Source organism: Nocardia sp. 2TAF39, assembly GCF_052114905.1.
Classification (GTDB): domain Bacteria; phylum Actinomycetota; class Actinomycetes; order Mycobacteriales; family Mycobacteriaceae; genus Nocardia.
This window is the reverse complement of the sequence record NZ_JBFRFQ010000017.1, coordinates 93,336-117,473: the sequence shown is the minus strand read 5'-3', so window position 1 is coordinate 117,473 and position 24,138 is coordinate 93,336. Positions and strand designations below refer to the sequence as shown.

Below are 24,138 nucleotides of genomic sequence, written 5' to 3'. Positions count from 1 at the left end.
GTGTCTGCGTCCGCATCCTGCAACGCCTGCTTGCGCTCACCGCCGCGATCTGGCACAACGACACCACCAACGCACCGATCCACCGGTCACTGACCGCCTACGATCACTGACCAGCGGTGAGACCCACCGCTTGGAATCATTCATCTAGAGGACGCCACAACGCCGGCTGACTCGTGCGACATGTTTGGCCGGGGCCTGCGGTGACCTCGAGTGCGACCAGGTCGAACGTCGCGCCTTGCGCCTGTCACTCGAAGTAACCGGGCAACGCTGCATGATAGGCGTCGATCCAACGAACACCCTGGGCCGGCGGCGGCACGTCGAAGTCGAACGTGTCGGATGCGTGATCGGCGACCACCATGTCCAGATCACCGGCGTGCACAGCGGTCACCCAGCGCTCGATCAGACCACGGATCTGCTTTTCGTCTTCGAACGTCGGTTCACCGCCCTTCCTCAGGCGGCACCCGCGCGTCGGGTACGAGGTGAGCCTGCCGAAAAAACGGCGCAAGGCGCAGCGCGTTCCGTGCTCATGGTGAGGTTCCCCGACCCAAGCGTGTGGCGGTGGATCATTGCCCGATGAGCGTGGAGCGCTTGCGTCCGTAGCCGAAATAGACCGCGGTGCCGACGAGCACCCACACTGCGAACCGCACCCAGGTGAGCGCATCGAGGGTGGTCGCGAGCAGCACACAGCCGATGAGCGCGAGAACCGGAACCAGCGGAACGAGCGGGGTGCGGAACGGACGCTCGCGATCCGGCTCCACCCGGCGCAACACCAGCACCCCGACACACACCACCGCGAACGCCGACAGCGCGCCGATGTTCACCAACTCGACCACGATGTCGATCGGTAGCAGTCCCGCGATCACCGCGCCGAGCCCGCCGAGCAGCAGCGTCGACCGCGCCGGGGTCGAGCGCTTGCCGGTGGCCGCGAGTCCGTACGGGAGCAGCCGGTCGCGGCACATCGCGAACATCAGCCGCACCTGCGCGTACACGATCAACAGCAGTCCCTTTGTGAGGGCGATGATCGAAGCGATGACGATGACGTTGCCGATCCAGCCGATGTGCAGCCGGCCGAACGCGGTCGCGATCGGCGCACTGTTGTTCAGCGACGCGAACGGAACGATGCCGGTGAGCACCGCACTGACCAGCGCGTAGAGCACAGTGGCGATGAGCACCGTGGCGATGATGGCGAACGGCACGTCCCGGCGCGGCTCACGGGCTTCCTCCGCCGATGTGGCCACGACGTCGAAGCCGAGGAACGCGAAGAACGCGATCGCCGCTCCGCCGATGACGCCGCCAAGCCCGAACGGCGCAAACGGCGTCCAGTTGCCGATGTCGATGTGCGGCGCGCCGACGGCCACCACCAGCACCAGCACGCCGATCGTCAGCCCCACAAGCGCCTTGGTGATCCGGGCCGTGAGCGTCACCTCGCCGACCAGCACCGCGACGATCGCGGCGATGATCAGCACGGCGGGCAGGTTCAGCACGCCGCCTTCGGCAGGCCCGGCGGCCAGCGCCTTCGGGATGGTGATGCCGAATAGTGAGTCCAGTGCCGACACCGTCGTCCCAGACCAGCCGATTGCCACCGCGGCGCCGGCGATGACGAATTCCAGCAGCAGATTCCACCCGACGAGGAACGCCGGGCCTTCGCCGAGCGTCGCATAGGTGTAGGTGTAGGCGCTGCCGGAGACGGGCACCATTGCCGCGAGCTCGCTGTAGCACAGTGCCACCAGCACACAGACGGTTCCGGCCAAAGTGAACGACAGCATGATGGCGGGTCCGGCCTTCTCGGCGGCGGCCACGCCGGTGATGACGAAGATCCCCGCACCGACGATGGCTCCGACGCCCATAGCGGTGAGATCGAGTCGCCCGAGCCTGCGCGCGAGCGTGGGCGCGCCTGCCTCGATCGTCGCGGTGTCGGGCAGGCGGCGGCGCCATCGCCCAGCTGGTGCGGTGGTCATGACTCCCTCACGAAACGGTCTGCCGGTCGCGGCCGGTGGGCCGAACCGGTAGACCATTCTCACCGCGTGGGGCGACACACTGCTAACGGGGGTGTCACGGCCATGCTGGCCGCGCGGTGCTCAGCTGCTGGACGACGCCGCGAACGGTGTAGCGGCGGCGACCTGCGCAGTGCGGTTGGGGTTGCGCCACAAACCCTTGCGTTCCAGGATCGGCAGCACGCCCTCGCCGAACCAGTATGCCTCTTCGAGGTGCGGGTAGCCGGACAGGATGAAGTGGGTGATGCCGAGCTTCGAGTACTCGGTCAGCCGGTGGGCGACTTCGGCGTGCGACCCGACCAGCGCGGTGCCCGCGCCGCCGCGCACCAAGCCGACGCCCGCCCAGAGGTTGGGCGCGATCTCCAGCCGATCGGTACGACCGCCGTGCAGCTCAGACATCCGGCGCTGGCCCTCGGATTCGCTGCGAGCCAGGTTGGTCTGCACCCGCTCGATATCCGCCGGGTCGATGCTTGCGAGCAGGCGATCGGCCTCGGCCCACGCCTGCTCCGAGGTGTCCCTGCTGATCACGTGGACGCGCAGGCCGTAGTCGAGCACGCGCCCGTAGTCCACGGCGAGGCTGCGGATCCACTCCAGCTTCCTGCTTACCGCGAGCAGCGGTTCGCCCCAGGTGAGGTAGGTGTCGGCGTAGCGGGCCGCCACCGGACCGGCCGGTTCCGACGAACCGCCGAAGAACACCGGAGGAAGTGGGTCTGGCCGGTTGCCCAGCAGCGCCTCGTGCACGCGGATGTGCTCGCCGTCGAAGGTGACCGGCTCGGTCGAGTTCCACAGTTCCCGCACCACGTGCAGGAACTCGCCGGTGCGTGCGTAGCGCTGGGTCTTGTCCAGGAAGTCGCCGTAGGCCTGCTGTTCGTGTGGTTCGCCGCCGGTCACGACGTTCAGCAGTAGTCTGCCCCGCGAGTGCCGCTGGAAGGTGGCCGCCATCTGCGCCGCCAGCGTCGGGCTGACCAGGCCGGGCCGGAAAGCCACCAGGAACTTCAGCGTCTCGGTGGTGTCCACCATCATGGCCGTGGTGAGCCAGGCGTCCTCACACCACGCACCGGTGGGGGTCAGCACGGCCTCGAAGCCGTTGGCCTCGGCGGCCGCGCCGATCTGGTTCAGGTAGCGCAGACTGGCCGGACGGTCGCCGGACATGAAGGTGCCGTGCCCGCCCGCGACCAGGCCGCGGGAGTCGCCATAGGTGGGTAGGAACCAGTGGAACGACAGACTCATGCTGAGCCAACTCCCTTCAGGAGGCCGGGGGAACAGGTCGTTGAAGCGGGTGTCGGTGTAGTCGGCGATCGACACTCGGCGATCGACACCTTGTGCGGGATCAGGCCCGCGTTCGCGAACGTGTCGGCGACGCCCTGCTCGGAGGCGATGGTCCCCGGGGCGAGCGGATGGTCCCGATATGGGCCACGCCGAGTGCGCCACCGCGGACGCGAAACAACCCGAGCCAGCACTGGGCCGAAGCGATGACAGACACGCGACACCTCGGGACGGGGGATAGGCGGGACGGGGGATAGGACAGGCGGTGCGTCTTCTAGGCGCGCCGCAGTGATCCATGCTGAGCGCTCGACGGGCCGGGGTCACCGTTTGGAACCACCGCGGTTTTTAATCCGCGCCGCGTGTGCACATCCACAATTAGGCGTAACCATAAATAACATATACGCTGGCGGCAGTGCTCGCCCCACAGCGCCGGGGCCGACCAGACGAAACGAGTACCTCAATGACGCGGCATATCGACGTACTGATCATCGGCGCAGGCCTGTCCGGAATCGGTATGGCCTGCCATCTCACCAGAGAGCGGACCGGGCGCAGCTACGCCATCCTGGAACGCAGGACCGCCATCGGCGGCACCTGGGATCTGTTCCGGTACCCCGGAATTCGCTCCGACTCGGACATGTACACCTTCGGCTACGGCTTCCGTCCCTGGCACGGCACCAAGGTGCTCGCCGACGGACCGCGCATCCGCCAGTACATCGAGAACACCGCCGCCGAGTACGGCGTCACCCGGCACATCCGGTTCGGACGCAAGGTGACCACGGCGCGCTGGTCCAGTCAGGCCGGCAAGTGGACGGTCGAGGCGCACAACCAACAGACCGGCGAGACCGAGGTCTACACCAGCGATTTCGTGGTCGGCTGCACCGGCTACTACGACTACGACAACGGCTACCGGCCGACGTTCCCCGGCGAGGAGAATTTCGGCGGCCGGATCCTGCATCCGCAGCACTGGCCCGAAAATTTCGACTACACCGGCAAGCGGGTCGTGGTGATCGGCTCCGGCGCCACCGCGATCACCCTGATCCCGGCGATGAGTGACGACGCCGCGCACGTCACCATGCTGCAGCGCTCGCCGACCTATATCACCGCACTGCCCGCCGACGACCCGGTGGCGGTGGGCATGAAGCTGGCTCGAGTGCCCGCCGAGATCGCCTACCGGATGGGCCGTGCCCGCAATATCGCGTTGCAGCGCGCCAGTTTCCAGCTCTCCCGGACCAACCCGGAGGCCGCCAAGAAACTGCTGCTCGGTGCGGTGCGCATGCAGGTCGGTTCGGACATCGACATGCGCCATTTCACCCCGAGCTACAACCCCTGGGATCAGCGTCTGTGTGTGGTGCCCAACGGCGATCTGTTCAAGGTGCTGCGCAGCGGCAAGGCGTCCATTGTCACCGATCGCATCGAGACGTTCACCGAGACCGGTATCCGCCTTTCCTCGGGTGCGGAATTGCCCGCCGACATCATCATCAGCGCGACCGGCCTGAGCGTGCAGATGCTCGGAGGTGCGAGCCTGGACGTCGACGGCGAGCCCGTGATCATCCGCGACCGGGTGGCCTACAAGGGCGCGCTGCTCGACAGCGTGCCGAACGCGATGATGGTGCTCGGCTACACCAACGCCTCCTGGACGCTGAAGGCCGACCTGGCAGCCGAATACTTCTGCCGCCTGCTCAACCACATGAAGGCGCACGGCTACACCCGGGTCGAGGCGATCGCCGAAGAGGGCGATCGCGCCGCCCAATCGGTAATGGGCGGCGCGTTGACCTCCGGTTACATCCAGCGTGGCGATGCAGTGATGCCGCGCCAGGGCACCAACGGCCCATGGCAGGTGATCAACAACTACTTCCGCGACCGCAAACTGCTGCGCAAGGGCGCGCTCGAGGACGGGGTGCTCACGTTCAGCGGGGCCGCTGTATATGCGGCGGAGGCCGACCGGCCGCTGGCAGGTTCGCGCAGCGCCTGATCGCGGCGGCACTCCGACGCACCCGCCGCGACCCCGGAGAACTCTACGCACACGTGGCTGCCACTCACGGTGCGCGGAGCCTCGTCGAGGAGGACAGCGCGGGTCGTCACCCCTGCGGCCCGGCCGCGTGGCGGAGGTAGGCGTTGTCGACATTCGGGGAGCGCCGAGACAGCCACGTTGTCGATTGCGAGCGAAACCCTTCCTGTCACCGCCTGGACTGGGCCCGCCCACGTTGGCGACTGCCCGCCCGGGCGCATTGCCGAACATGCACACCCGCGGTGACCGGAGCGACACCGCCTACAACACAGTGTCCAGCGCGTCGACCAGGTTGCGGGCGCGCAGGTCGACCGCGCCCTCGACGATGTAGTTGGTGACGTACGCGAACGCCAGGCGGCGTTCGGGATCGGCGTAGGCGAGGCTGCCGCCGCGGCCGGGATGGCCGAAGGAAGCCGGACCGCCGAGCGGCAACTCGGCAGTGGGCAGCATGTAGCCGGTAGCGTACCGGCCAGGAAGCAGCAGTACCTGATCGGTTCCGACCGCCTGTTCACGGGTGGCCGTCGCGATCGTGTCCGCAGTGAGTAGACGCCGTCCGTCGACTTCGCCGACGAGGGTCGCATAGACGCGCGCCAGACCGTGCGCGGTGCCGATCCCATTGCTCGCGGGGATCTCCGCCGCCTGGACTGCCGGGGAGTTGAAGTCGATGTCCGGGGGATCGGTGATCTGGAAGGCGCGATTCACCAGCGCCTCGGGTTCCCGCATCGCCGCGAACAGTCGACGCAGCGGTTCGGGAACGTCCGCCTCGGACAGATCAGGCACGGGGGCGAACACCAATCGGCTGACGCGAGGCTGTTCCTCCGGCGGGAGGCCGATGAAGAAGTCGATGTCGAACCCTCCGGCGATCTCCTCGCTGAGGAACCGCCCTGGAGTGCGTCCGGAGACCCGCCGGATCACCTCACCCACCAGCCACCCATAGGTCCTGCCGTGATAGCCGAACGCGGCGCCCGGCGTCCAATTCGGCGCCTGCGCGGCCAGCGCGTCGACCATCGGGGTCCATCTCAGCGCGTCGCCCAACGTCACCGGCTTATCCAACGCCGCCAGACCCGCCTGGTGGGTGAGCAGCCACCGTACCGGAATCTCGTCCTTGCCCTCCGCCGCGAACTCCGGCCAGTACCGTGCCACCGGAGCGTCGAGGTCGAGCTGTTTGCGCTGGACGAGCAGATGCGCGGCGGTGGCAACCACCCCCTTGGTCGCGGAATAGACCAGTTGCAGCGTGTCACGCTGCCACGGCCGGTTGGTCTCGGGGTCAGCGATCCCGCCCCACAGATCGACCACCGGCTCACCGTCTCGATACACGCAAACCGCGGCGCCGATCTCGCCCTGTTCGGCGAAATTCGCCGCGAACGCCTCTCGCACCGCCTCGTACCCAGCGGCAATCGTTCCTTCGATCCTCATGCGGCACAGCATGTCACGACGCGGACGAACGGCATGCGCCGTGGTCACCGCCCGATATGGCCGGGTAGGGCGCATTTTCGCGTGGCGATGGCCGAGGATGGTCAACGTCTGCGACGTTTCCATACGAGCAGCCGATCGGTGCCGGCGACCCCGAGGGAGTTGTTACCTGCGCACCCTGCCGCTCGGTTGGACGCGATCGTCGAGTGAGTCGCACGGCAGTTCCGGGCCCTGCCGAGGCTGTCGGTGCCGGCCGCCATACTCGCGAGGCGACCGGACCACCGCGACGAACTGGAGGAGCGCATGCCGCGCGAGCTCGACGACCTGCCCTACGCCCCATTCCTCACCACACTGGAGGGCGGCCTCGAGCCCGAAGGCGACTACGACTGTGTGCGGGTGGACGGCGGCCGGTTCGACGACCTCGACATGCCGAACGCGCGGTTCAGCGAGTCCGCGTTCACCTCGATGGCGATCAACCGGGGAAGCATGCGCTACACCCGGTTCACCGACGTGTGGCTGCGCCATGTCCGCTGGGTGGGAACCGAACTCGCCGACACGGTCTGGATGGACGGCGAACTGATCGCCGGCGCTCTGTCCGGTGTCGATTTCGCGGGCGCGAACCTGCGACGAGTGCGATTCGAGGGCTGCAAGTTCGACTCGGTGAACTTTCGCAGCGCGCGGCTGCGGGAGGTCTCCTTCATCGATTGCGTGCTGCGCGACTGCGATTTCGGCGATGCCGAGCTCACGAAGATCACCGTCCCCGGATCGAGGCTGGGTGGGCTGTCGTTGAACAAGGCCCGGCTGTCGAAAGTGGACCTGCGTGGTGCGGCGGGCCTCGACATCGCCGACGGACTCGACGCCCTGCGTGGCGCCACGATCAGCAGCATGCAGCTGATGGACCTGGCGCCTTCCTTCGCGAGGGCCGTCGGCGTCACCGTCGCGGACTGACGTGGCCGGTCGACCTACTGCTCGACAGAACTCCCTGACGAAGGCCATCCTGCACCTGGTGCGGCCCTGCAGCGAGTGCCGTGCGTCGTCAACGTGCCAAACCGATGGCCTGCCTCTTATGTCTGATATCGGACAGCGCGCCGGTCACGGCCGGATCTCGGTCGAGCCGACACTGGGATCTGCCTCCGAGAAAGCTCCCGTACTATTCCGAGCGGAGTCGCCGGGCCGGGGAGATGAAGGAGGACGGTGTGAAATCTCGCACCAGCAACGGGCCACTGTGGATACGGCTGGGCGGACTGCATACGAACAGCACTGCGGCTCCCGTCGCCGCGTCGGCAGCCATGGGCATGCGCGGGCCGGGGAGACGCCGATGAGCGACCAGGGGATCGACCTACGTTGCGTGGGGTGCGGCGCCGTGGGCTTGGACAGCAACGTCTGCCCGGCGTGCGGACGCGAACTCGGGTACCGGTTCGTCGCGCTGCCGAGCCACGATCCGAGTGCACCCGGCCCGTGCGCGGGCTGCGGCAGCGACCGCTACAACGCCGAAGGACGCTGCGCGGAATGCCGTCGGCCGCAAGCACGCCGAGATCGTTGCGAGGCCGATCTCGCGGCCGTCGCGGTAATCACCGATCGCGGCCTCGTCCATCAGCGCAACGAGGACGCGGTCGCAGCAGCTGTGATCGATGGCGCGACCTCTGGGGCACCCGCAGCCACCGTGATAGCGGTGAGTGACGGCGTGTCCACCTCCACGCAGCCGCAAGTGGCCTCCGGTGCGGCGGTCCGGGCCGGCGTGCACGCGACCGTCACCGCACTCGCGGCCGGGCAGGCCCCGACCGAGGCGATCATGACCGGGCTCGCGGCGGCGGCGCAGGCGGTTCGGGATGTCGACGTCGCCGACGGCCCTGCTCCGTCGTGCACCTACGTCTGCGCGATCGTGCCGCATGCCGCGGAGACGACCGAGATCACCATCGCCAACGTGGGTGACAGCCGGGCCTATTGGTTGCGGGCCGAGTCTGCGGAAGGGACGGGTAACGCGCCGTCGCAGCGGCTGAGCTCCGACGATTCGTGGGCCCAAGCCCTCGTCGACGCGGGCGCGATGGACGAGCGCGCAGCCATGAACGATCCACGCGCGCATACTCTGATCCGTTGGCTCGGCGCGGACAGCCCGCCCATGCCGTGGGCGGACAATTGCGTGCGGACAATACGCACCGCCGGCCCAGGTGTGTTGCTGCTGTGCTCAGACGGCCTATGGAACTACCTGCCCGCCCCGGCCGCCCTGGCGGGACCGGCTACAGCGGCCGCACCCATGACAGCGGCCCGCGGCCTCGTCGAGTTCGCGTTGCGCTCCGGCGGCGGTGACAACATCACGGTCGCAGTGGTTTCGGTTCCGCAGCGTGAGACGGTGAACACCGAAGCAGACAACGGCCATCCGTCGTCTGAACAGTAGCTTTTCCACGGTCCACCATTCATAGACAACGGTGTTCATGGATGCGTATGGTCGTCCCCTATGACGAAGTTCGGCGGCAAAACCTGTCTGATTACCGGGGCGGCCAGCGGTCTCGGCCGCAGCACGGCGCTCGCGGCGGCGGCCAAGGGCGCCGCCCTCGTCCTCATCGATATCGCCGAGGACGGCCTGCGCCGGACCGCTGACGACGCGCGCGCGGCAGGCGCGACCGTTCACCGCGCCGCGACTACCGACGTCAGCGACCACGACCAGGTTGTCGCGCTGGCGGCCGAGGTGCACGCCGAGGTCGGCAGCGTCGACATCGTCATGAACGTCGCGGGGATCGCGACCTGGGGCACCGTCGATCGCCTGACCCACCAACAGTGGCGGCGCACCATCGACATCGATCTGATGGGTCCGATCCACGTGATCGAGGAGTTCGTCCCGCCGATGATCGCGGCGGGGCGCGGCGGCCACGTCGTGAACGTGTCCTCAGCCGCGGGCCTGTTCGGTCTGCCGTGGCACGCGCCCTACAGCGCGGGAAAATTCGGTTTGCGCGGGGTGTCGGAGGTGCTGCGGTTCGACCTGCGACGCCACGGTATCGGAGTGAGCCTGGTGTGCCCAGGGGCGATGGCGACACCGATGGTCGACCGCGTCGAGATCGCGGGCGTGGACCCCACGGCCGAGGCGGTGCAGCGCGGTATGTCGCTGTTCACGCGGCATGCGGTCACGCCGGAAGCGGCCGCGCGGGCGATCGTGCGCGGCGTCGAGCGCGACAGGTACCTGGTCTTCACCTCGCCCGACATCCGCGTCGGCTTCTGGGCACAACGCTACATCCCGCCCGCCTACACCCTGGCGATGCGCGGTCTGAACTGGGCGATGACGCGCTACATCGATCAGAACGCCACGGCGCCCGCGCGCTGACGACGAGATCCAGGCATGCTCCACATTTGCCGTAGAAATCATGGTCTTCAGGTGGCGGAGCCGATCCGAGCGAGCGGGCCCGTGAACTCGGTCAGCGTGAGTCCTCCGAGGCATGAAAGACGGTGAGTGGCTTGGTGGCCGGACCTTCCAGTAGCGTGCCGTCGGGCGCGAACCGCGAGCCGTGCAGGGGACAGTCCCAGGTGCACTCGGCGTCGTTCCAGTGCACGATGCCGTACAGGTGCGGACACACCGCCGACAGTCGGGTGGTGGTGCCGTCGACTGTGCAGGTGGCGGTCGGTCGCAGACCGTGTCGGTCGACAGAGCCGCTACCTTCGGCCGGAACCTCGCCGTAGCCGGAGCCATTCACAACGACCCGCAGCCAGTCTGCCGAAAGGTACCGGGCGACTGCGGTATTCATGCGGGCCGCGGACGGGAGCGCTTTCAGTTCGTCCGGACGCCAGCTGGCGAACGCTCCGGACCAGCGCGGTGGTTTGCCGGTGAGCCTCCCGGCCAGTGCGATGCTGGCCGCGACTCCGTTGGTCATGCCCCACTTGGCATAGCCGGTGGCCACCAGGATGCGCTCCATACCGGGCAGCAGGGGCCCGGCGTAGGGCAGCTCGCCGACCGGAGCATAATCCTGTGCCGACCACTGGTAGGTCAGATCGGCGGTAGGGAACCAGGTCTGCGTCCAGCTCACCAGGTCGGCGGCCTTCGCGCGTGTCGAGCCGCCACGGCCGACCACGTGGCCGTTGCCGCCGACCAGCAGCAGATCACCCTCTGGTTCCGGGGCGTAGCGCAGCGACCGGGTGGGTTGTCCCGCACTGATATACATGTCGTGCGGAATGGGTTCGTCCACGCGGAAAGCAGCCAGATACGAGCGCTGCGGGGTGAGCCGCGCGAAGAAACCGCCGCGGTCCAGAATCGGTGTGCCCGTGGCGAGGACGACCGTGCCCGCGGCCAGGTCACCGTGCTCGGTCGCCACCACAAGGTCGCCATCTCGGTTGTGGTGCACGGCCCGGGCCAGCGTCGATTCGTAGATCGGCGCGACATGGGCTTCGACCTCGGCAGCCAGTGCGGCCAGCAGTTTCATCGGGTCGACTTGCGCCTGGTCCGGCAGCCGCACGGCGCCGTGGCTGGGGAAGGGCAGGTCGAGTTCGTCGACCAGTTCGGTGGGCAGCCCCGCCTTTTGTGTCGCGGCGTATTCGGTTCGCACCGCGGCCCTTTCGGCCTCGGTCTGCGCGTAGGTGAATGCCGCCGCGCGCTGCACCGGCACCCCACGCTGAGCACAGAAGCGCAGCAACCACTCCTGCCCTTCACGATTGGCATCGACGTAGGCGCGGACGGTGCGGTCGGCATGGTGGCGCGCGATCTGCTGTGCGCGAGTTCCTTGGAGAAGGCTGATCTTTCCGGTCGTGGCGCCGGTCGTTCCCGCGCCGACACGCCGACCTTCGAGCACCGCCACCTGGATGCCACTTTGTGCGAGCAGCAACGCGGTCACCAGACCGGTGAGCCCGGCGCCGATCACGACGGTGTCGAAGCGCGATCCAGGCGTCAGCCGCAACCGCGCCGGCACCTGGGCATCATGCAACCACAATGACGTCATGCGTGCGGCATAGCCGGTCCCGACGTGCTGAAACGCACCCGGCAAAATATGCGTATACGCCGGCTCGGGTCGAATGTATTTCTGCTCATCCCGCCGTGCCGGCCAAATATTCGGCGGTCGCCATCCAGAAGCCCGACAGCGTGGAGTCCTGATCGAGCCTGCGTACCCCGGGTGCGCGATCTACGTCCACCTGATAACCGATATTTCGGAGGTAGATATCGTGGCCGAACACAAGAGCGGCCCCCGCGAATGGCTCGAAGGCGCCGTGGAAGACGTCGAGGGCAAGGTCAAGGAGGCCGCCGGAACGGTCTTCGGAAAGGACGAGCTGCGGGACGAGGGCAAGGCCCAGCAGGACAAGGCCGGATCTCAGCGCGAAGCCGCGCAGAAGGAGGCGGCCGCCGAGAAGGAACGCGCCGAGGCGGCGGTCGACGAGAAGCGTCAGCGCGCCTACCAGAGTGGGCAGCAGTAGTCGACGTCGGCGGCGACGGAGGGGTTGTCCGCCTTTCGCCGGACAACCCTCGCTTTCCGGCCAGGCTGCCAACGAATTGTCCGAAGTACCGAATTATCCAGAGCGTGCCGCGGTGTGCAGGAGTGCGGCTTCGGTAGCTTCGTGTACAGCGAGCAAGCGCGCCAACTCCTCTAGCGGTTCCCGCCGTTCGGCGTCCGATGCGGACAGCATTTCATCGACCAATTCGCGCATTCTGCTGTGCTGCACGAGCAATAAATCGACGACGTTCTGGTGGTGGCGCGTTGTTGTACTTGTCATATTTTTGCCTCACTTGGGCACGAGGACACCCGAGAGGTCCGCCTTGCGGATCGGTGTATCCGGATTGGCCTGCGCTGAGCACATCAGTTCGATCGCCGCGATCACGGCGTCGATAGTGCGGTCCTCACTCGGTGGCGCGTCGCCATTGCGTTCCTGCTCCAGGAATTTCGTGACGGTAATGCGCTGCTTGTCCGCGTCCTGGGCAACGAACTCGCTGCACTTGGTGTCGCCGCCGCGATTCACCACCTTCTTCGCCTCGTCACCGCAGCCGACCACGGCAGCAGTGGTCACCAGATAGGCCGCTATCGCGCATGCCGCTCTCATCGACCGAATCCCGCGAGTCCCGAGGCGAGATCCGGGATGTCGAGCGCCTCGAGCGCCTGCTGACGCACATCCGGGCAGTTCTGGGTGGTGATGGCATCGACTACCGAGCGGTCCCGAATGACCGTGTCGTTCAGGCCTCCGTTGCGGGCCGCCCAATTGTGGACGGTGCCATTGAAACTCACCTTGCCGACCGTGGAACCCTGGTTGCGCCAGTGGTCGATTTCCGGACGGATCATGTCGCACAACTGTTTCGCGGCCGCGGGGGTGATCTCGTCGATGTTGGGCACCTGCGACGAACTCGGTGCGGGCATCGTGATCGAGACAGTGGCATCGGTCGGGGAGGTGGGTGCGGAATCGACGTCCTTGTCATCCGTGCACCCGACCAGGACCGCTCCCGTCACTAGCACACCGGCGATCAGCAAGGCGCGTGTCGCACGATAGCGATGGTGTGTCATGTCTTCTCCTCCGAATCGAAAACGCCGATAACGCACAGCGTTACGATTTCGCATACCCCGCTCGACCGCTCCGAATCAGTGGCCGCCCGGATCGGTCAGCGCGCGTCCTTCGCGGGCCTTGACCTTTCGATGCTCGGCGATGATCAGGAAGATTCCGGTGAGCAGACACACCGCGGCGACGATGCCTCCGATGACGGCCCAGCCTTCGAAGCCGTAGCCCGCAGCAGTCAAGGTGAGCGCGACGATGACGACGCCGACCCCGACGAGGATCATCCCGGGCCAATTGCGAGCGTCTTCGATGGATTCGCCCGCATGACTCCGGGCGGTTCTCGCGTGGTCCGGGAAGCTGTGCTCCCGGGGCAGACCGTGCTCGGCAGGATCGTATCGCTTCGTCGGTTCATCGGGTTCGGGAAGCATGAGCATGTCCTTTCGTCTGACTTCGAACGGGGTGTCCGACCGGATACCCCGTTCGTAACGGACCAACCGGTGTCCGCAGCAGCGGTGCAGTGGCGGCGACGATCGCACGCAGCGCGTTCGGCGAGATCGGAAGGAACGTCACCGGCTCGGCACGTCGGGCGATCGCCTGCATGGCGGGACCGGTCGACAGGACGTCGCTCGCGCTGTTCAGGCGGGCCACCAGGACTGCTCACTCATCCGCCTTGTCCGTCGGCGATGTAGGTCAACAGGCGGTCCCATCTGGCGACGTACTCGTCGATACCGAAGTTGGCCTGCGCCCAATGCCGGGCAGCCTTGCCCGTCAGCTGGGCGAACATCGGTTCGTGCAGGAACTGCCGGATCGCCTCGGCGAGGATGCCCGGTTCGGTGGATACGACTCCCGCCTCGGCAGGGATCGATGCCGAGGCCTCCGTGGTGCCGAGCGCCACGATCGGCATCCCGAGGTACATCGCCTCGATCACCGACATACCCAGGGATGTCCAGCGTGGAACATGCACGAATACCCGCCGGCGAGCCAGCTCGACGTGTAAGCGGTCCTGCGTGATGTCGCCGACACCGCACACCCGTTCAGGGGCGACCCGGAGTGCCCTGTGCAGACCCTCGGTGCCCATCCCGTAGGCGTCGATCGGTGCGGCGTCGGACAGTGGACCGAGCAGATCGGTGCCAGTGATCCGCCAGCGCCGTACCGGCTCGTTGATGATTGTGGCGGCCCGCGGGAGTTCGCCGGTATAGCGATGCCCTGGATCGAGCACACCGTGTGGGATGACCGTGGTCGGGCACCGACCGTTGTCCCACATCAGCCGATTGAAGGGCGTGACGTGCACGAGCTGGATATCGGTGCGGTCGGCCAGGATGTGCCGGGTGAGCGCCGCATGCTCATGTGGCGTGTCGTGCTCGACGTAGATCGCGGGCAGGTCGGAGCCGGGGGACCGGCGCAGCCAATCCGAAACCAGGTCCAGTTCGTGCGGGCGTTGCAGGACAACGACATCGATGTCTTCGTCGGCGAGGTCGGCTGGTGCGATCTCGATGGCATTGCCGGGCCAGGCGCGTCCGCGGCGGCCCCGCGCCCAAACGCCGAGCTCGGCGTCATACGGCAACAGATAGCGGTGGCGCCCCTGTAGGAACGAGGTCATCCAGAAGCCGTGCACATGCCAGACGAGGACGTTCAGAGATCTCGTCGCCCCGTTCGAATGAGTCGTCGGAGCTTCCATATCCGCCGAGTGCCCGCGCCACCACGTCCGAAACGCGGGCGCAGGCGAACGTGTACATGTGCCAGACCCGGGTACGCGGACAACGAGTGGCCGGACGGCCGACGCACTCATTCCGTCACGAGGAGGAGGAACCCTGATGACAATCGCACGAGAGATCATGTCGCCGGACGTACAGTGCGTGCGCTCCAGCGACTCTGTCGTCACCGCGGCGCAACGGATGGCGGAGCTGAACGTGGGGGCGCTGCCGATCTGTGGCGAGGACGATCGGCTGAAAGGCATGCTGACCGACCGCGATATCGTGCTGAAGGTGGTCGCGGAACGCAAAGACCCGCTCGGGGTGGACGCGGGCGAACTCGCCGAAGGCGCGCCGGTGACCGTGGAAGCGACCGACGACGTGCGCAAAGTCATGTCGGTGATGTCTCAGTATCAGATACGGCGCGTGCCGGTCCTGGAGAACCACCGTCTGGTCGGCATCATCGCGCAGGCCGACGTCGCGACGTCGCTCGGCAACGCCGAGTCGGGTAGCACGGTCGAGGCGGTCTCGACCGACTTCTGATCCCGCTGCGCCGATCAGGCCCCATCCGGGTGCAGTTCGTAGACCGCGTACGCCGAACGGATCACCGGTTGCGCCACGTTGCGCACCCGGATGCCCCCCGGGGTGGTGCCCCGTTCGGCGCCGGCGTGCGCATGGCCGTGCAGTGCGAGATCGGCACCTGTCGCGTCGATAGCCTCACCGAGCAGGTACGAGCCGAGGAATGGGTAGATCTCCCGCGGTTCACCATGCAAAGTGTCACTGACGGGGGAGTAGTGCGTCAGCGCGATCGTGACGTCGGCGCTCGATTCGGCCAGGGCGCTGCTCAGCGATCCTGCGAGATCCACAGTATGCGCGGCGAATTCGCGCATCAGGCGCTCGCCGAAAACGCTGGCGCACTTTCCGGCGAACCCACCACCGAAGCCCTTGGTACCCGCGACCCCCAGAGTGTGTCCGTCGATATCGAAGCACACCGCCGTTCCTTCCAGCACTGTGATGCCGTGGTCGGTCAGCAGCTTCACGATGTCTTGCTCGACATCGCTGTGGTGGTCGTGGTTGCCGAGGACCGCGACGACCGGGACACCGATGCTGCTGAACTCCGCCGCAACGACCTCGGCTTCCTCCATCGTGCCGTGCCTGGTCAAGTCGCCTGCCAGCAGGAGGATGTCCGCGCGTTCGGGCAGTTCCAGCATCGCGGGCCGGTATTGACCGCGTGATTCCGCACCCAGGTGGACATCGCCGACCGCCGCGATTCGCATTCCGTTCAACCCCTTCCGAGATCTTCACTGTCAGCGGGCGCGGCGAGGTGCGTGACGTGAACGTCGTTGTGGATCCGCGCTTGCGGAAGCTGTTCGCGCACTATCGTTTCCAACTGCTGTTTGACGCGCTCGCTGCTCACTTCGCCGCCGAGCACGACCACGTCGCCGCGGATCGTCACGTGCACGCCGAGTTCGGCGGTCCGTGGATCCTCGGCGAGCGCCCTGCGCAGGTGCGCGACAAGGTACTGGGGTTGTTCCATTCAGTTCACCTTCCCCGTATCGGTGATGCCGAGGTCGTCGAGCAGCCCGAGAAACGCCCTGGCGTACGGGGACACGGCGGTCTGCTCGCGCACTGCCGCCCAGTCCACCTGTTCGCGCACGTCACGCGCTGTGTGCAGGAGCGGGCTGAGGTCGAGCCGGTGCGCATCGAAGACCAGCATCTTGTCCACCATGAGATCGGTGCCGCTGATCACCGGCGCCGCCGCGGGCCCGATCCGCATTACGGTGGCGCGGTCGAGTAATTCGTCGGTCACTTCTCGGTTGTTCGGCCGGAAGATCACATCGATCAGAACGTCGCCGTCGTAGACCTTGCGCAGCCAATCCTCTGGCGGATCGCACACCCGCAATCCGCTGCGGGCCAACGTCTGCATGGCCTGCGACACGTCCTCCGGTTTGACGAAGATGTCCACATCGTGATGGCTGACCGGGCCGCCGCGCGCGTATATCGCGCACCCACCCGCCACCGCGAACTTGATACCGGCGCCGGACAGCGCGTTCACCGCGCGGGTCAGCGAATGCAGCAGTTGGTCGATCGTCGCTGACATGCTGCGGTGGTACCCGGGGAATGCCGGGTTAATCGTGCACTGACCGGGTAAGCGAGCACGTACGGGGCGGACCGCCACTGGCTGGAATCGGCGGCGGTCCGTACGTCGATTCGACAAGGAAGGAGCGCCGGAAATGCCCAAGACAACCGCACGTGGTGACGCAAAGAAGTCGGAGTTGCCGAGCACGCTGCAACGGTCGGGGGACAAGGCGCAGCGGACCTTCGCCAAGGCACACGATTCCGCGTTGAAGGAATACGGCAGCGAAGAGCGGGCACACCGCGTTGCCTACAGCGCGTTGAAGCACAGCTACGAAAGGGTCGGCGACCACTGGGAGCCGAAAGACCAGCGTGGACCCTCCGACGAGCGGGCCGAGAGCGGCGGGCCGAACGCGAAGGGCGAGACGGCCGAGGGCGTGAACGCCAACGCGACCAAGAAACATCTCCTCGACATCGCGAGCAGGCTGCAGGTCACCGGCCGGTGGAAGATGACCAAGGACGAACTCGTCTCGGCGATCGAGAAGGCCAATCGCCTGGAGACCGCCGGTGCGCGAAAGTGACGACCGCGACAGTGACGGGGACGCCTGGTATCGGCAGGCGCGGCACGAAACCGAGGTGGAGCGACTCGATCGCAACTGGAGCGACCTGGTGCAGGAACTGCGGGTCGTGCAGACGGGGGTGCAGTTCCTGATCAGTGCGCTGCTGATTCTGCCGTTCCAGGCCGCTTTCGGCACGCTCTCGCAGCCGCTGCGCATGCTCTACCTTGCCACCATCGGTGCAGCGATCGGCGCGACAGTGTTCTTGGTGGCCCCGGTCTCGTGGCATCGAATCCTGTTCCGGCGCCACCGCTTGGGTAGCGTGGTGGCGGCGGCACACCGTTGCGCGCTCGCCGGTGTCGCCCTGCTCGGCCTCGCGCTCACCGGTGCGGTGGTTCTGGTCGTCGCCCTGGTCGCGGGCACCGCCGAAGGGGTGTTCGCTGGCGCCGTCGTCGCAGCGCTGTTCCTCACGACCTGGCTGGTCGCGCCGTGGCGGTGGCGCCGGGTGAGCATGCGGGTGGACCGCTGACCTGCTTCGCCGCTCGCGCCGCGGACGACGCCAACCGTGCCGCGCAGATTTCGATCATCCGCTCCCCATCGGTGGTCGGGACGTCTTCCGGCCGACCGCACGCGTCGCTGCGGACAAGGCGCGTCGAGATCGCCGTCCATCCGTTGCAGCAGAGCGGCGGCCGCGTTCTCGGCATCGAAGAAGCCCGCGAGGTTCGCGTATTTCCAAGCGAATCCGTCTTCCGGCCGGCTCCGGTCGATGATCAGGGAAGTGCCTGCTGCAACGCCTCGGCGATTGCCGCGCCGAGACCGGAGGCGCCTCGGGTGATCAAGACATTGCCGATTCCTCTTCTCTTGCCGACGAGACGACATCACCTGTGCGTGTTGGTGCGGCCCGGTGGTAGGCAGTCAGCGTTTCCATTGCGATCCGATCCCAGCTGTAGCGGCCCGCGGCCCGCTGATATCCCGCGGCGCCCCAGGTGTCGCGCAGGGTGGCGTCGTCGAGCAAGGGGCGCACGGCGCGCGCGACGGCGATCGGCTCGGCCGGCGCGACCAGACGTCCGGTCACTCCGTCGATCACCGTGTCGAGCATGCCGCCGACCGCGGTCGCGACGACGGGTTTGCGGCATGCCATCGCTTCCAGCGGAACCATCCCGAACGGCTCGTACGATGGCGTGCACAGCACCACGTCGGCGGAGCGATACCAGCGCGGCAGCTGCGCGCGTGCGACCGGTCCGAGCCACCGAACCCGCTCTTGCACGCCGTAATCCACGGCGATCTGGCGCAGCCGTCGGTGCTCGCTGTCGTCGTCGGCGGGGCCGCCCGCGATCAGCAATTCCGTGTCAGGCAGTTCCTGCAATGCCTTGATCGAAGTGTCGAACCCCTTGTGGGGCACCAAGCGCCCCACAGCGAGCAGCCGATGCGGATGATCGCGTTCGGCAGTGGGCCCTTCGGGCGTGAACGTCGACAGATCAACCCCACACGGCACGAGAGAGGTTCGGAACCGTGGGACACCCATTCTGCCCAACTCGACTATCTCGTCGGCGGAGGTGGCCAGGATGTGCGCCGCGCGCGCGGCGATCAATCGTTCGAACCGGACGCGGGAGCGCGGGCTGGTATCGACCATGCCCTGATAACGCCGTTTCACCGTGCCGAGTGCGTGAAAGGTGAGCACAACCGGGATTTTGCGCGTCCGCGCCGCCAGCTCAGCGGCCAACCCCGACATCCAGAAGTGGGCGTGCACGATGTCGGGTTTCTCCACAGCCCAGTGCCTCTGCAGGAACGAACCGAATTCGCCGAGATACGGGAGAATCTGGTCTTTCCCGAGCGGCTTCGGTGGGCCGGCCGGTACATGGACGACTCGGTAGCCCGCCGCTGTGCGCACTTCCTGCTCGTCCGCCGGATTGTCCCGCCGGGTGTAGACCGTGACTTCGTGCCCGCGTCTGGCGCATGCTGCCGAGAGTTCTGCGACATGGACGTTCTGTCCGCCTGCGTCCACGCCGCCGAGCCGCGCCACAGGGCTCGCCTGCTCGGAAACCATGGCAATTTTCACGATTCGCTCCGTTCTCCTCCGGTGCGGCGCGGCGGGAAGCGACAGTGTGCGTTGCCCCCGGCCGGGTGGGAATATATGGATCCGGATTTATGCCGGATATGCCCTCGCGGTGTGGACCGAAACAATGCGCGGCGGCTAGCGGCCGCGGCCTCGGTCCACTCCCGATCAATCGGGAAGGACGAACGGCCGGGCAGCCGCGGATTACGCAGTTGTTTGCCTCGGCTGTATGCGGGCAGTCGACAAGAAGACCGATCCGTTCTGCGTGCACCCGTGAACGCGGCCCGACGCTACGACGGCGTGGTGGGGACCCCGACATAGGGCGGAAGAGTGGATGCGGCTTTCATCGACGCTTTCGCCGACGCGATCGCCGGTCACCGGTTATGGCGCCGATCCACAGCAGCAGTTCCCGCCTGAACCTATGACAGCAGTGCCGGACCATGACAGACTGAGAGGCAGGTTGAGACTACAGCCGACCCCGGTTCGACGCGGAGAGCACGAACCCCGGGCCCGTCGATCGGCGGAAGTAGCGACAACCTTGTTGCGACATCCTTCCGCCGACCGTCGCCCCCGCCGCGTAGGGCTGGAAATCCCCCCTTGTACGGGAGGTTCTGTTATGTCCGCCATTTCTTTGCTCCGGGAGCACGCCGACGGAGTACATCGGAACGGCTCGGGGCCAAAACCCCGCGGGAAGGCCCGATTGTGGGCGCAGCACGTGGACCGCCGCCGGGAATGCGTCGTGGTCCGAGTCGAAGGCGAACTCGACGCCGCGGCTTTTTCCGAGTTCTTCCAAGCGCTCGATCGCGCCGCGGAGTCGGACTGCCACGCGATAGTCGTCGATCTGCGCGCGGCGCGATTCCTCAGTCTGCGGGTCGCGGCGACGCTGGGCGCGGTCAAACAAAACCGAGACGCCCGCGGTGGCCCTGACCTGCGTATTGTGGCCGGACGCCAGGTGATCGAGCGTGCCCTCGAGGTCACCGAGGTCCGCGGGTTGTTTCACCGATACGCCTCGATGCGGGCCGCCCTGCACGGCTGAGCGGTTCCCAGAGCAGACGCACCCCGGCGTGGCGGCGTGGCGTGATGTACTCGCGTGGCGAATGGCCACAAAGGATACTGGCGATATGACTGAAAGTGGGTCGCTACCGCCGGAGGACAGCCTGGTGCTGAGTCAAGTGATCGGGTTCGGCACGCCGCAGAGTGTCGGCGCCTTCCGGTTCTGGTTCGCTGATCGGCGTTGGGAATGGTCCGACGAGGTAGCGGAAATACACGGCTATCCGCCGGGAAATATCACGCCGACGACCGAGCTTCTGCTGACCCACAAGCATCCCGAGGACCGGGCACAGGTCGCCAGCGCGCTGGAGAAGGCGATCGAGAACACCGAGCCGTTCTCCAGCCGCCACCGGATCATCGATACGCGCGGGCAAGTCCACCATGTGATCGTGGTGGCCGACACCATGAATGATGAGCACGACCAGGTGGTCGGCACTTCCGGGTACTACATCGACGTCACCGAGACGCTTGAAGAGCACCGGCAGGAAACTCTCGACGATGCGCTCCCAGAGCTGTACGCCGCGCGAGCGGTGATCGAGCAGGCCAAAGGCGCGCTCATGCTGGTATATGGCATCGGTCCCGAGCAGGCGTTCCGCGTGCTCAGTTGGCGTTCGCAGGAAACCAACATCAAACTGCGCGCGCTGGCCGAGCGATTGGTCGCCGATCTGGCGTCGCTGGCGGATTCCGCGAGCGGTTTGCGCACCCGCTTCGACCATCTATTGCTCACCGCACACGAGCGCGTCCGAAACGGTTGACTCCGACGGCTCGAAGCGTAGCCGTTTCGAGCATCATGCGGCGGGTACGCCACGGTTTGAGGAAGTCGCGGCCGCTTGTGTTCCGCCTGCCGCGAGCGCTGGGCTGGTGTGTGGTCGGGAACACCGGGGAGCGGTACCCGACCGTCTCCGGTCGGCTGCGAGAACAAGGTGGTGATGGGCATGGGCGAGTGGACTTCCCGATCCTCTACCGAAACGACGACGATCGGCGTGCGAGTGCCTGCCCGGTTGGAGCAGCTGACGATGCTGCGCGCCCTGGCCGAAACCGTCGCGCTCATCGCGGATTTCGCGCTCGATGAGGTGACCGACATCCGGCTGGCGCTGGATGAGGTGGCTACGTCCCTCATCCTGGATGCTGTTCCGGAATCGGCCATCGATTGCAACTTCACCTACGACGCCAACCAGATGTTCGTCCACGTCTCCTCGGTCGCCGTCTCGCCATCAGCGGTCAACGGAGGTGGCTTCGGTTGGCACATCGTCCGGACCCTGACTGATTCGATCGCCGCTGCGCAAAGCCCCTACGACGGGATGCTCGGCGGATACCCGACAATCGTGGACTTCAGTTGGGTTCGGGGTGTCGCGGATGACCGCTGAATCGAGATCGCGCGGCGACAGCTACGACAACATCGAGCCGCTGTTCGAGAAGATCGCCGCACTGGACCCTGATGACCCGCGCCGAGATTCCATGCGATCGGAGTTGATCGGCCGATGCCTGCCGCTGGCGGACCACATCGCTCGGAAATTCTCCGGCCGCGGCGAGAACTTCGATGATCTTTTACAGGTTGCTCGCCTCGGTCTGGTGCAGGCGGCAGACCGGTTCGACGTCACCCGCGGGTCATCGTTCCTGTCTTTCGCGGTGCCGACCATCATGGGTGAGGTGCGCCGGCATTTTCGGGACAACACCTGGGCGGTGCGCGTGCCTCGCCGCGTCAAGGAGATCCAGCTGACCATCGGCGTCACAGTGGAGACGCTGTCCCAGCGCCTCGGCCGTATGCCACGAGCCAGGGAGATCGCCGCAGCGTTGGACGTGGACCTGGTCGAAGTAACCCAGGCCCTCATCGCAGGTAACGCCTACCAGTCCTCGTCCATCGACGCCGTCGCGGGCGAGGACATCGAGAACGCGCCGTTGCCGCTGCTGGAAAGCATCGGCGCCGAGGAAACGTCCTACCACGTGGTGGAGGACTACCTTGCGGTCCGGCCGCTGATCGAGGAGCTGCCCGACCGTGAGCGGCAAGTCCTGGTGATGCGGTTCTTCGAATCGATGACGCAAACCCAGATCGCGGACCGCCTGGGCGTCTCCCAGATGCATGTCTCGCGCATCCTGTCCAGAACGTTGAACCAGCTGCGCGAACAGGCATTGCGGGACTGACCCGCCGGTCAGAGCCGTTCGACGCGATCGGCGCTGCCTGCGTTGTCGGGCAGACGCCGCGGTCACATGGGGTTCGGTGGCGCTGGATCCGGTGTCGGCACCGGCGGCGGGGCCGGGAACGGATGTCCGGGATCGGGTATCGGCGGCACCGGCCGTCCAGGGTCCGGTGCTGGACGTGGCTGGGGCTCCGGAGTCGGCGGGACCGGACGCGGATCCGGATCGGGCGGTGTGGGTTCGGGGTCGGGGAGTGGTTCGGGGCGGGGTACCGGCGGTATCGGGTCGGGTATCGGTTCCGGCGGGACCGGGCTCGGATCCGGTGGCACCGGGCGGGTCATGCTCATTCGATCTCCTCCTCGCTCTGCGCTGTCTCGACGCGACACTCGAAGCGGCGCGCCAGCGGTGATCGCCTATGACGGCAGGCCAGCCGAATCGCCGGGACGGTCGACCACGCCATCCGGGTACCCCTGCCTTCTGGCCTGAATCGACAGGCTGGGGCCGAATCGGCACCCGTGGTCGGCGGAGCGGGCGATACGAGCGGTTTGCGCGTCGGTGACGTGGGGTACGTGAAGGAGAGCCGGACAAACGATGCCTACGGCTCGAGGAGTTCGTCATGAACGACCAGCGACGACCAGGCACCCGAAACCTCGGGTCGGGCAGTTCGAGGTCGCCGAGACACGCAACGGAAATCCCGCCCCCCGCACAGCGGACGGAGCGCATGAACGACACCCGCACCACGACGAGTCATGAGGTGATCCGGCGTTGGGCGGAGCAACGCGGAGCCCGCCCCGCGACTTTGCCAGGCAGCGAGTACGACGGGCGCCTCGGTGTGCTGCGATTCGATTTTCCCGGGTACGGTGGCGCCGTGCTACGCACCGTGGACTGGGATGAATGGTTCGCCACGTTCGACGCGCGGCGGTTGCATTTTCGTTATCAGGAACAGCGGCCCGACGGGACGCCGAGCAATTTCAATCGGCTGGAGCACCCCGACCGGTGACTTCCCTGATCGGGATCGGCCCGACGGTCACGGGCACCGGCGCCTCTCGGCCCAACCCGTGGGAGCGCCCCACTTCCAGTCATCCAGCACCGCGTCACCGAGCACCGCCACCGTCGCCCGCGCCCGGGCCAGGCGATTCGCAACCTCCAGGATCGGGCTTCCCACCGACCGAGGGATCCGCTGCGCGGTTGTCTGCGGCATGGCTCGAGTGTTCTCGCTGCCCGTAGCCTGCCGCTGAGTGCGCGATCATCACGCCGGGGGTCGGCGCTGGAGTGCGCGCCCGGTTCCGTGCGATTGGCGTGAGCCCGGTCACCGGTGGCATTTCGATCGAGCTCGACTCCGCGGCGGGCGAAGCCGGGCAATGTCGACCTCGGCTCCCACGCTCGGCGCTGCCGCCGAACTACGCCCCGCGCGGGCAGAGAGCTTCCGGCCACATCG

General features: G+C 66.9%; 27 protein-coding genes and 1 pseudogene. 14 read left to right on the top strand and 14 right to left on the bottom strand.

The features are described 5' to 3' along the window. Positions 1 to 110 (top strand): annotated as a pseudogene (locus AB4Z47_RS13760) (IS982 family transposase); the annotation flags it as partial. 134 nt (positions 111 to 244) lie between these two features. Here AB4Z47_RS13760 and AB4Z47_RS13755 read toward each other — a convergent pair. From AB4Z47_RS13755 to AB4Z47_RS13745, 3 genes are all read right to left on the bottom strand, one after another. After that, entirely contained in the window at positions 245 to 388 is a 144-nt protein-coding gene (locus AB4Z47_RS13755; protein WP_441950867.1) for a hypothetical protein, read from the bottom strand. 175 nt (positions 389 to 563) lie between these two features. Further along, positions 564 to 1,958, bottom strand: coding sequence for an amino acid permease (locus AB4Z47_RS13750; protein ID WP_441950866.1), 1,395 nt, complete (start codon positions 1,956 to 1,958; stop codon positions 564 to 566). A gap of 120 nt (positions 1,959 to 2,078) precedes the next feature. Continuing rightward, positions 2,079 to 3,224: an LLM class flavin-dependent oxidoreductase gene (locus tag AB4Z47_RS13745; protein ID WP_441950869.1), complete on the bottom strand. Its 1,146-nt coding sequence runs from the start codon at positions 3,222 to 3,224 to the stop codon at positions 2,079 to 2,081. Positions 3,225 to 3,720: 496 nt separating this feature from the next. Here AB4Z47_RS13745 and AB4Z47_RS13740 point away from each other — a divergent pair, with 496 nt between their 5' ends. After that, positions 3,721 to 5,232, top strand: coding sequence for a flavin-containing monooxygenase (locus AB4Z47_RS13740; protein ID WP_441950865.1), 1,512 nt, complete (start codon positions 3,721 to 3,723; stop codon positions 5,230 to 5,232). A gap of 297 nt (positions 5,233 to 5,529) precedes the next feature. Here the strand turns inward: AB4Z47_RS13740 and AB4Z47_RS13735 are convergent, their stop codons facing one another. Next, positions 5,530 to 6,684 (bottom strand): serine hydrolase domain-containing protein, encoded by a 1,155-nt coding sequence (locus tag AB4Z47_RS13735; protein ID WP_441950864.1) that lies wholly within the window; start codon positions 6,682 to 6,684, stop codon positions 5,530 to 5,532. A 300-nt stretch (positions 6,685 to 6,984) separates the two neighbouring features. Here AB4Z47_RS13735 and AB4Z47_RS13730 point away from each other — a divergent pair, with 300 nt between their 5' ends. The 3 genes from AB4Z47_RS13730 (at position 6,985) to AB4Z47_RS13720 (ending at position 9,997) form a co-directional block, all read left to right on the top strand. Next, complete coding sequence (locus tag AB4Z47_RS13730) at positions 6,985 to 7,629, top strand: pentapeptide repeat-containing protein (protein WP_441950863.1); 645 nt, start codon at positions 6,985 to 6,987, stop codon at positions 7,627 to 7,629. A gap of 370 nt (positions 7,630 to 7,999) precedes the next feature. Continuing rightward, positions 8,000 to 9,076: a PP2C family protein-serine/threonine phosphatase gene (locus AB4Z47_RS13725; RefSeq protein WP_441950861.1), complete on the top strand. Its 1,077-nt coding sequence runs from the start codon at positions 8,000 to 8,002 to the stop codon at positions 9,074 to 9,076. A 60-nt stretch (positions 9,077 to 9,136) separates the two neighbouring features. Then, a complete protein-coding gene (locus tag AB4Z47_RS13720) occupies positions 9,137 to 9,997 on the top strand; it encodes an SDR family oxidoreductase (RefSeq protein ID WP_441950860.1) in 861 nt (286 codons plus the stop codon). A 91-nt stretch (positions 9,998 to 10,088) separates the two neighbouring features. On the opposite strand, the gene AB4Z47_RS13715 is transcribed toward AB4Z47_RS13720, so the two are convergent. After that, entirely contained in the window at positions 10,089 to 11,600 is a 1,512-nt protein-coding gene (locus AB4Z47_RS13715; RefSeq protein ID WP_441950859.1) for an FAD-dependent oxidoreductase, read from the bottom strand. 220 nt (positions 11,601 to 11,820) lie between these two features. On the opposite strand from AB4Z47_RS13715, the gene mbp1 reads away from it, so the two are divergent. Next, the gene (mbp1, locus tag AB4Z47_RS13710) at positions 11,821 to 12,069 is read left to right on the top strand and encodes a microaggregate-binding protein 1 (RefSeq protein WP_441950858.1); all 249 of its coding nucleotides are present in this window, start codon (positions 11,821 to 11,823) and stop codon (positions 12,067 to 12,069) included. A 306-nt stretch (positions 12,070 to 12,375) separates the two neighbouring features. On the opposite strand, the gene AB4Z47_RS13705 is transcribed toward mbp1, so the two are convergent. The 4 genes from AB4Z47_RS13705 to AB4Z47_RS13690 form a co-directional block, all read right to left on the bottom strand. Then, complete coding sequence (locus AB4Z47_RS13705; protein WP_441950856.1) at positions 12,376 to 12,690, bottom strand: hypothetical protein; 315 nt, start codon at positions 12,688 to 12,690, stop codon at positions 12,376 to 12,378. Then, positions 12,687 to 13,145 carry a hypothetical protein gene (locus AB4Z47_RS13700; RefSeq protein ID WP_441950854.1) on the bottom strand — a complete coding sequence of 153 codons (459 nt, stop codon included), beginning with the start codon at positions 13,143 to 13,145 and terminating at the stop codon, positions 12,687 to 12,689. The genes AB4Z47_RS13705 and AB4Z47_RS13700 overlap by 4 nt, the downstream gene beginning before the upstream one ends. Before the next feature lie 75 nt (positions 13,146 to 13,220). Then, positions 13,221 to 13,562, bottom strand: a complete 342-nt coding sequence (locus tag AB4Z47_RS13695; protein WP_441950853.1) for a hypothetical protein — start codon at positions 13,560 to 13,562, stop codon at positions 13,221 to 13,223. A 233-nt stretch (positions 13,563 to 13,795) separates the two neighbouring features. Then, on the bottom strand, positions 13,796 to 14,734 hold the full coding sequence (locus tag AB4Z47_RS13690; protein WP_441950851.1) for a glycosyltransferase: 939 nt from the start codon (positions 14,732 to 14,734) through the stop codon (positions 13,796 to 13,798). A 214-nt stretch (positions 14,735 to 14,948) separates the two neighbouring features. On the opposite strand from AB4Z47_RS13690, the gene AB4Z47_RS13685 reads away from it, so the two are divergent. Beyond that, positions 14,949 to 15,368, top strand: coding sequence for a CBS domain-containing protein (locus AB4Z47_RS13685; protein ID WP_441950849.1), 420 nt, complete (start codon positions 14,949 to 14,951; stop codon positions 15,366 to 15,368). 14 nt (positions 15,369 to 15,382) lie between these two features. Here the strand turns inward: AB4Z47_RS13685 and AB4Z47_RS13680 are convergent, their stop codons facing one another. The 3 genes from AB4Z47_RS13680 to AB4Z47_RS13670 are packed head-to-tail and all read right to left on the bottom strand — an operon-like array spanning position 15,383 to position 16,926. After that, on the bottom strand, positions 15,383 to 16,102 hold the full coding sequence (locus AB4Z47_RS13680) for a metallophosphoesterase family protein (protein WP_441950847.1): 720 nt from the start codon (positions 16,100 to 16,102) through the stop codon (positions 15,383 to 15,385). A 5-nt stretch (positions 16,103 to 16,107) separates the two neighbouring features. Then, positions 16,108 to 16,362, bottom strand: a complete 255-nt coding sequence (locus tag AB4Z47_RS13675) for a BON domain-containing protein (RefSeq protein ID WP_441950846.1) — start codon at positions 16,360 to 16,362, stop codon at positions 16,108 to 16,110. Further along, positions 16,363 to 16,926, bottom strand: coding sequence for a nucleotidyltransferase family protein (locus tag AB4Z47_RS13670; RefSeq protein WP_441950845.1), 564 nt, complete (start codon positions 16,924 to 16,926; stop codon positions 16,363 to 16,365). It lies immediately after the preceding gene. 133 nt (positions 16,927 to 17,059) lie between these two features. Here AB4Z47_RS13670 and AB4Z47_RS13665 point away from each other — a divergent pair, with 133 nt between their 5' ends. Together AB4Z47_RS13665 and AB4Z47_RS13660 are read left to right on the top strand one after the other, a co-directional pair. Further along, entirely contained in the window at positions 17,060 to 17,482 is a 423-nt protein-coding gene (locus tag AB4Z47_RS13665) for a ChaB family protein (protein WP_441950844.1), read from the top strand. Further along, positions 17,469 to 17,987 carry a DUF6328 family protein gene (locus AB4Z47_RS13660; protein ID WP_441950842.1) on the top strand — a complete coding sequence of 173 codons (519 nt, stop codon included), beginning with the start codon at positions 17,469 to 17,471 and terminating at the stop codon, positions 17,985 to 17,987. Before AB4Z47_RS13665 ends, AB4Z47_RS13660 begins: the two co-directional genes overlap by 14 nt. Before the next feature lie 306 nt (positions 17,988 to 18,293). On the opposite strand, the gene AB4Z47_RS13655 is transcribed toward AB4Z47_RS13660, so the two are convergent. Continuing rightward, a complete protein-coding gene (locus tag AB4Z47_RS13655) occupies positions 18,294 to 19,517 on the bottom strand; it encodes a glycosyltransferase (protein ID WP_441950841.1) in 1,224 nt (407 codons plus the stop codon). Between the two features lie 613 nt (positions 19,518 to 20,130). On the opposite strand from AB4Z47_RS13655, the gene AB4Z47_RS13650 reads away from it, so the two are divergent. The 5 genes from AB4Z47_RS13650 to AB4Z47_RS13630 all read left to right on the top strand — a co-directional run bounded on the left by AB4Z47_RS13650 (position 20,131) and on the right by AB4Z47_RS13630 (position 23,700). Further along, on the top strand, positions 20,131 to 20,550 hold the full coding sequence (locus tag AB4Z47_RS13650) for an STAS domain-containing protein (RefSeq protein ID WP_357264836.1): 420 nt from the start codon (positions 20,131 to 20,133) through the stop codon (positions 20,548 to 20,550). Between the two features lie 85 nt (positions 20,551 to 20,635). Next, complete coding sequence (locus tag AB4Z47_RS13645; RefSeq protein ID WP_441950840.1) at positions 20,636 to 21,319, top strand: PAS and ANTAR domain-containing protein; 684 nt, start codon at positions 20,636 to 20,638, stop codon at positions 21,317 to 21,319. A gap of 180 nt (positions 21,320 to 21,499) precedes the next feature. Next, positions 21,500 to 21,931 (top strand): ATP-binding protein, encoded by a 432-nt coding sequence (locus tag AB4Z47_RS13640; RefSeq protein WP_441950838.1) that lies wholly within the window; start codon positions 21,500 to 21,502, stop codon positions 21,929 to 21,931. After that, entirely contained in the window at positions 21,921 to 22,706 is a 786-nt protein-coding gene (locus AB4Z47_RS13635) for an RNA polymerase sigma factor SigF (RefSeq protein WP_441950836.1), read from the top strand. The genes AB4Z47_RS13640 and AB4Z47_RS13635 overlap by 11 nt, the downstream gene beginning before the upstream one ends. Positions 22,707 to 23,421: 715 nt before the next feature. Continuing rightward, entirely contained in the window at positions 23,422 to 23,700 is a 279-nt protein-coding gene (locus AB4Z47_RS13630; RefSeq protein ID WP_441950835.1) for a hypothetical protein, read from the top strand. A gap of 27 nt (positions 23,701 to 23,727) precedes the next feature. Here the strand turns inward: AB4Z47_RS13630 and AB4Z47_RS13625 are convergent, their stop codons facing one another. Further along, positions 23,728 to 23,901 (bottom strand): hypothetical protein, encoded by a 174-nt coding sequence (locus tag AB4Z47_RS13625; RefSeq protein ID WP_441950834.1) that lies wholly within the window; start codon positions 23,899 to 23,901, stop codon positions 23,728 to 23,730. Positions 23,902 to 24,138 lie beyond the last annotated feature (237 nt).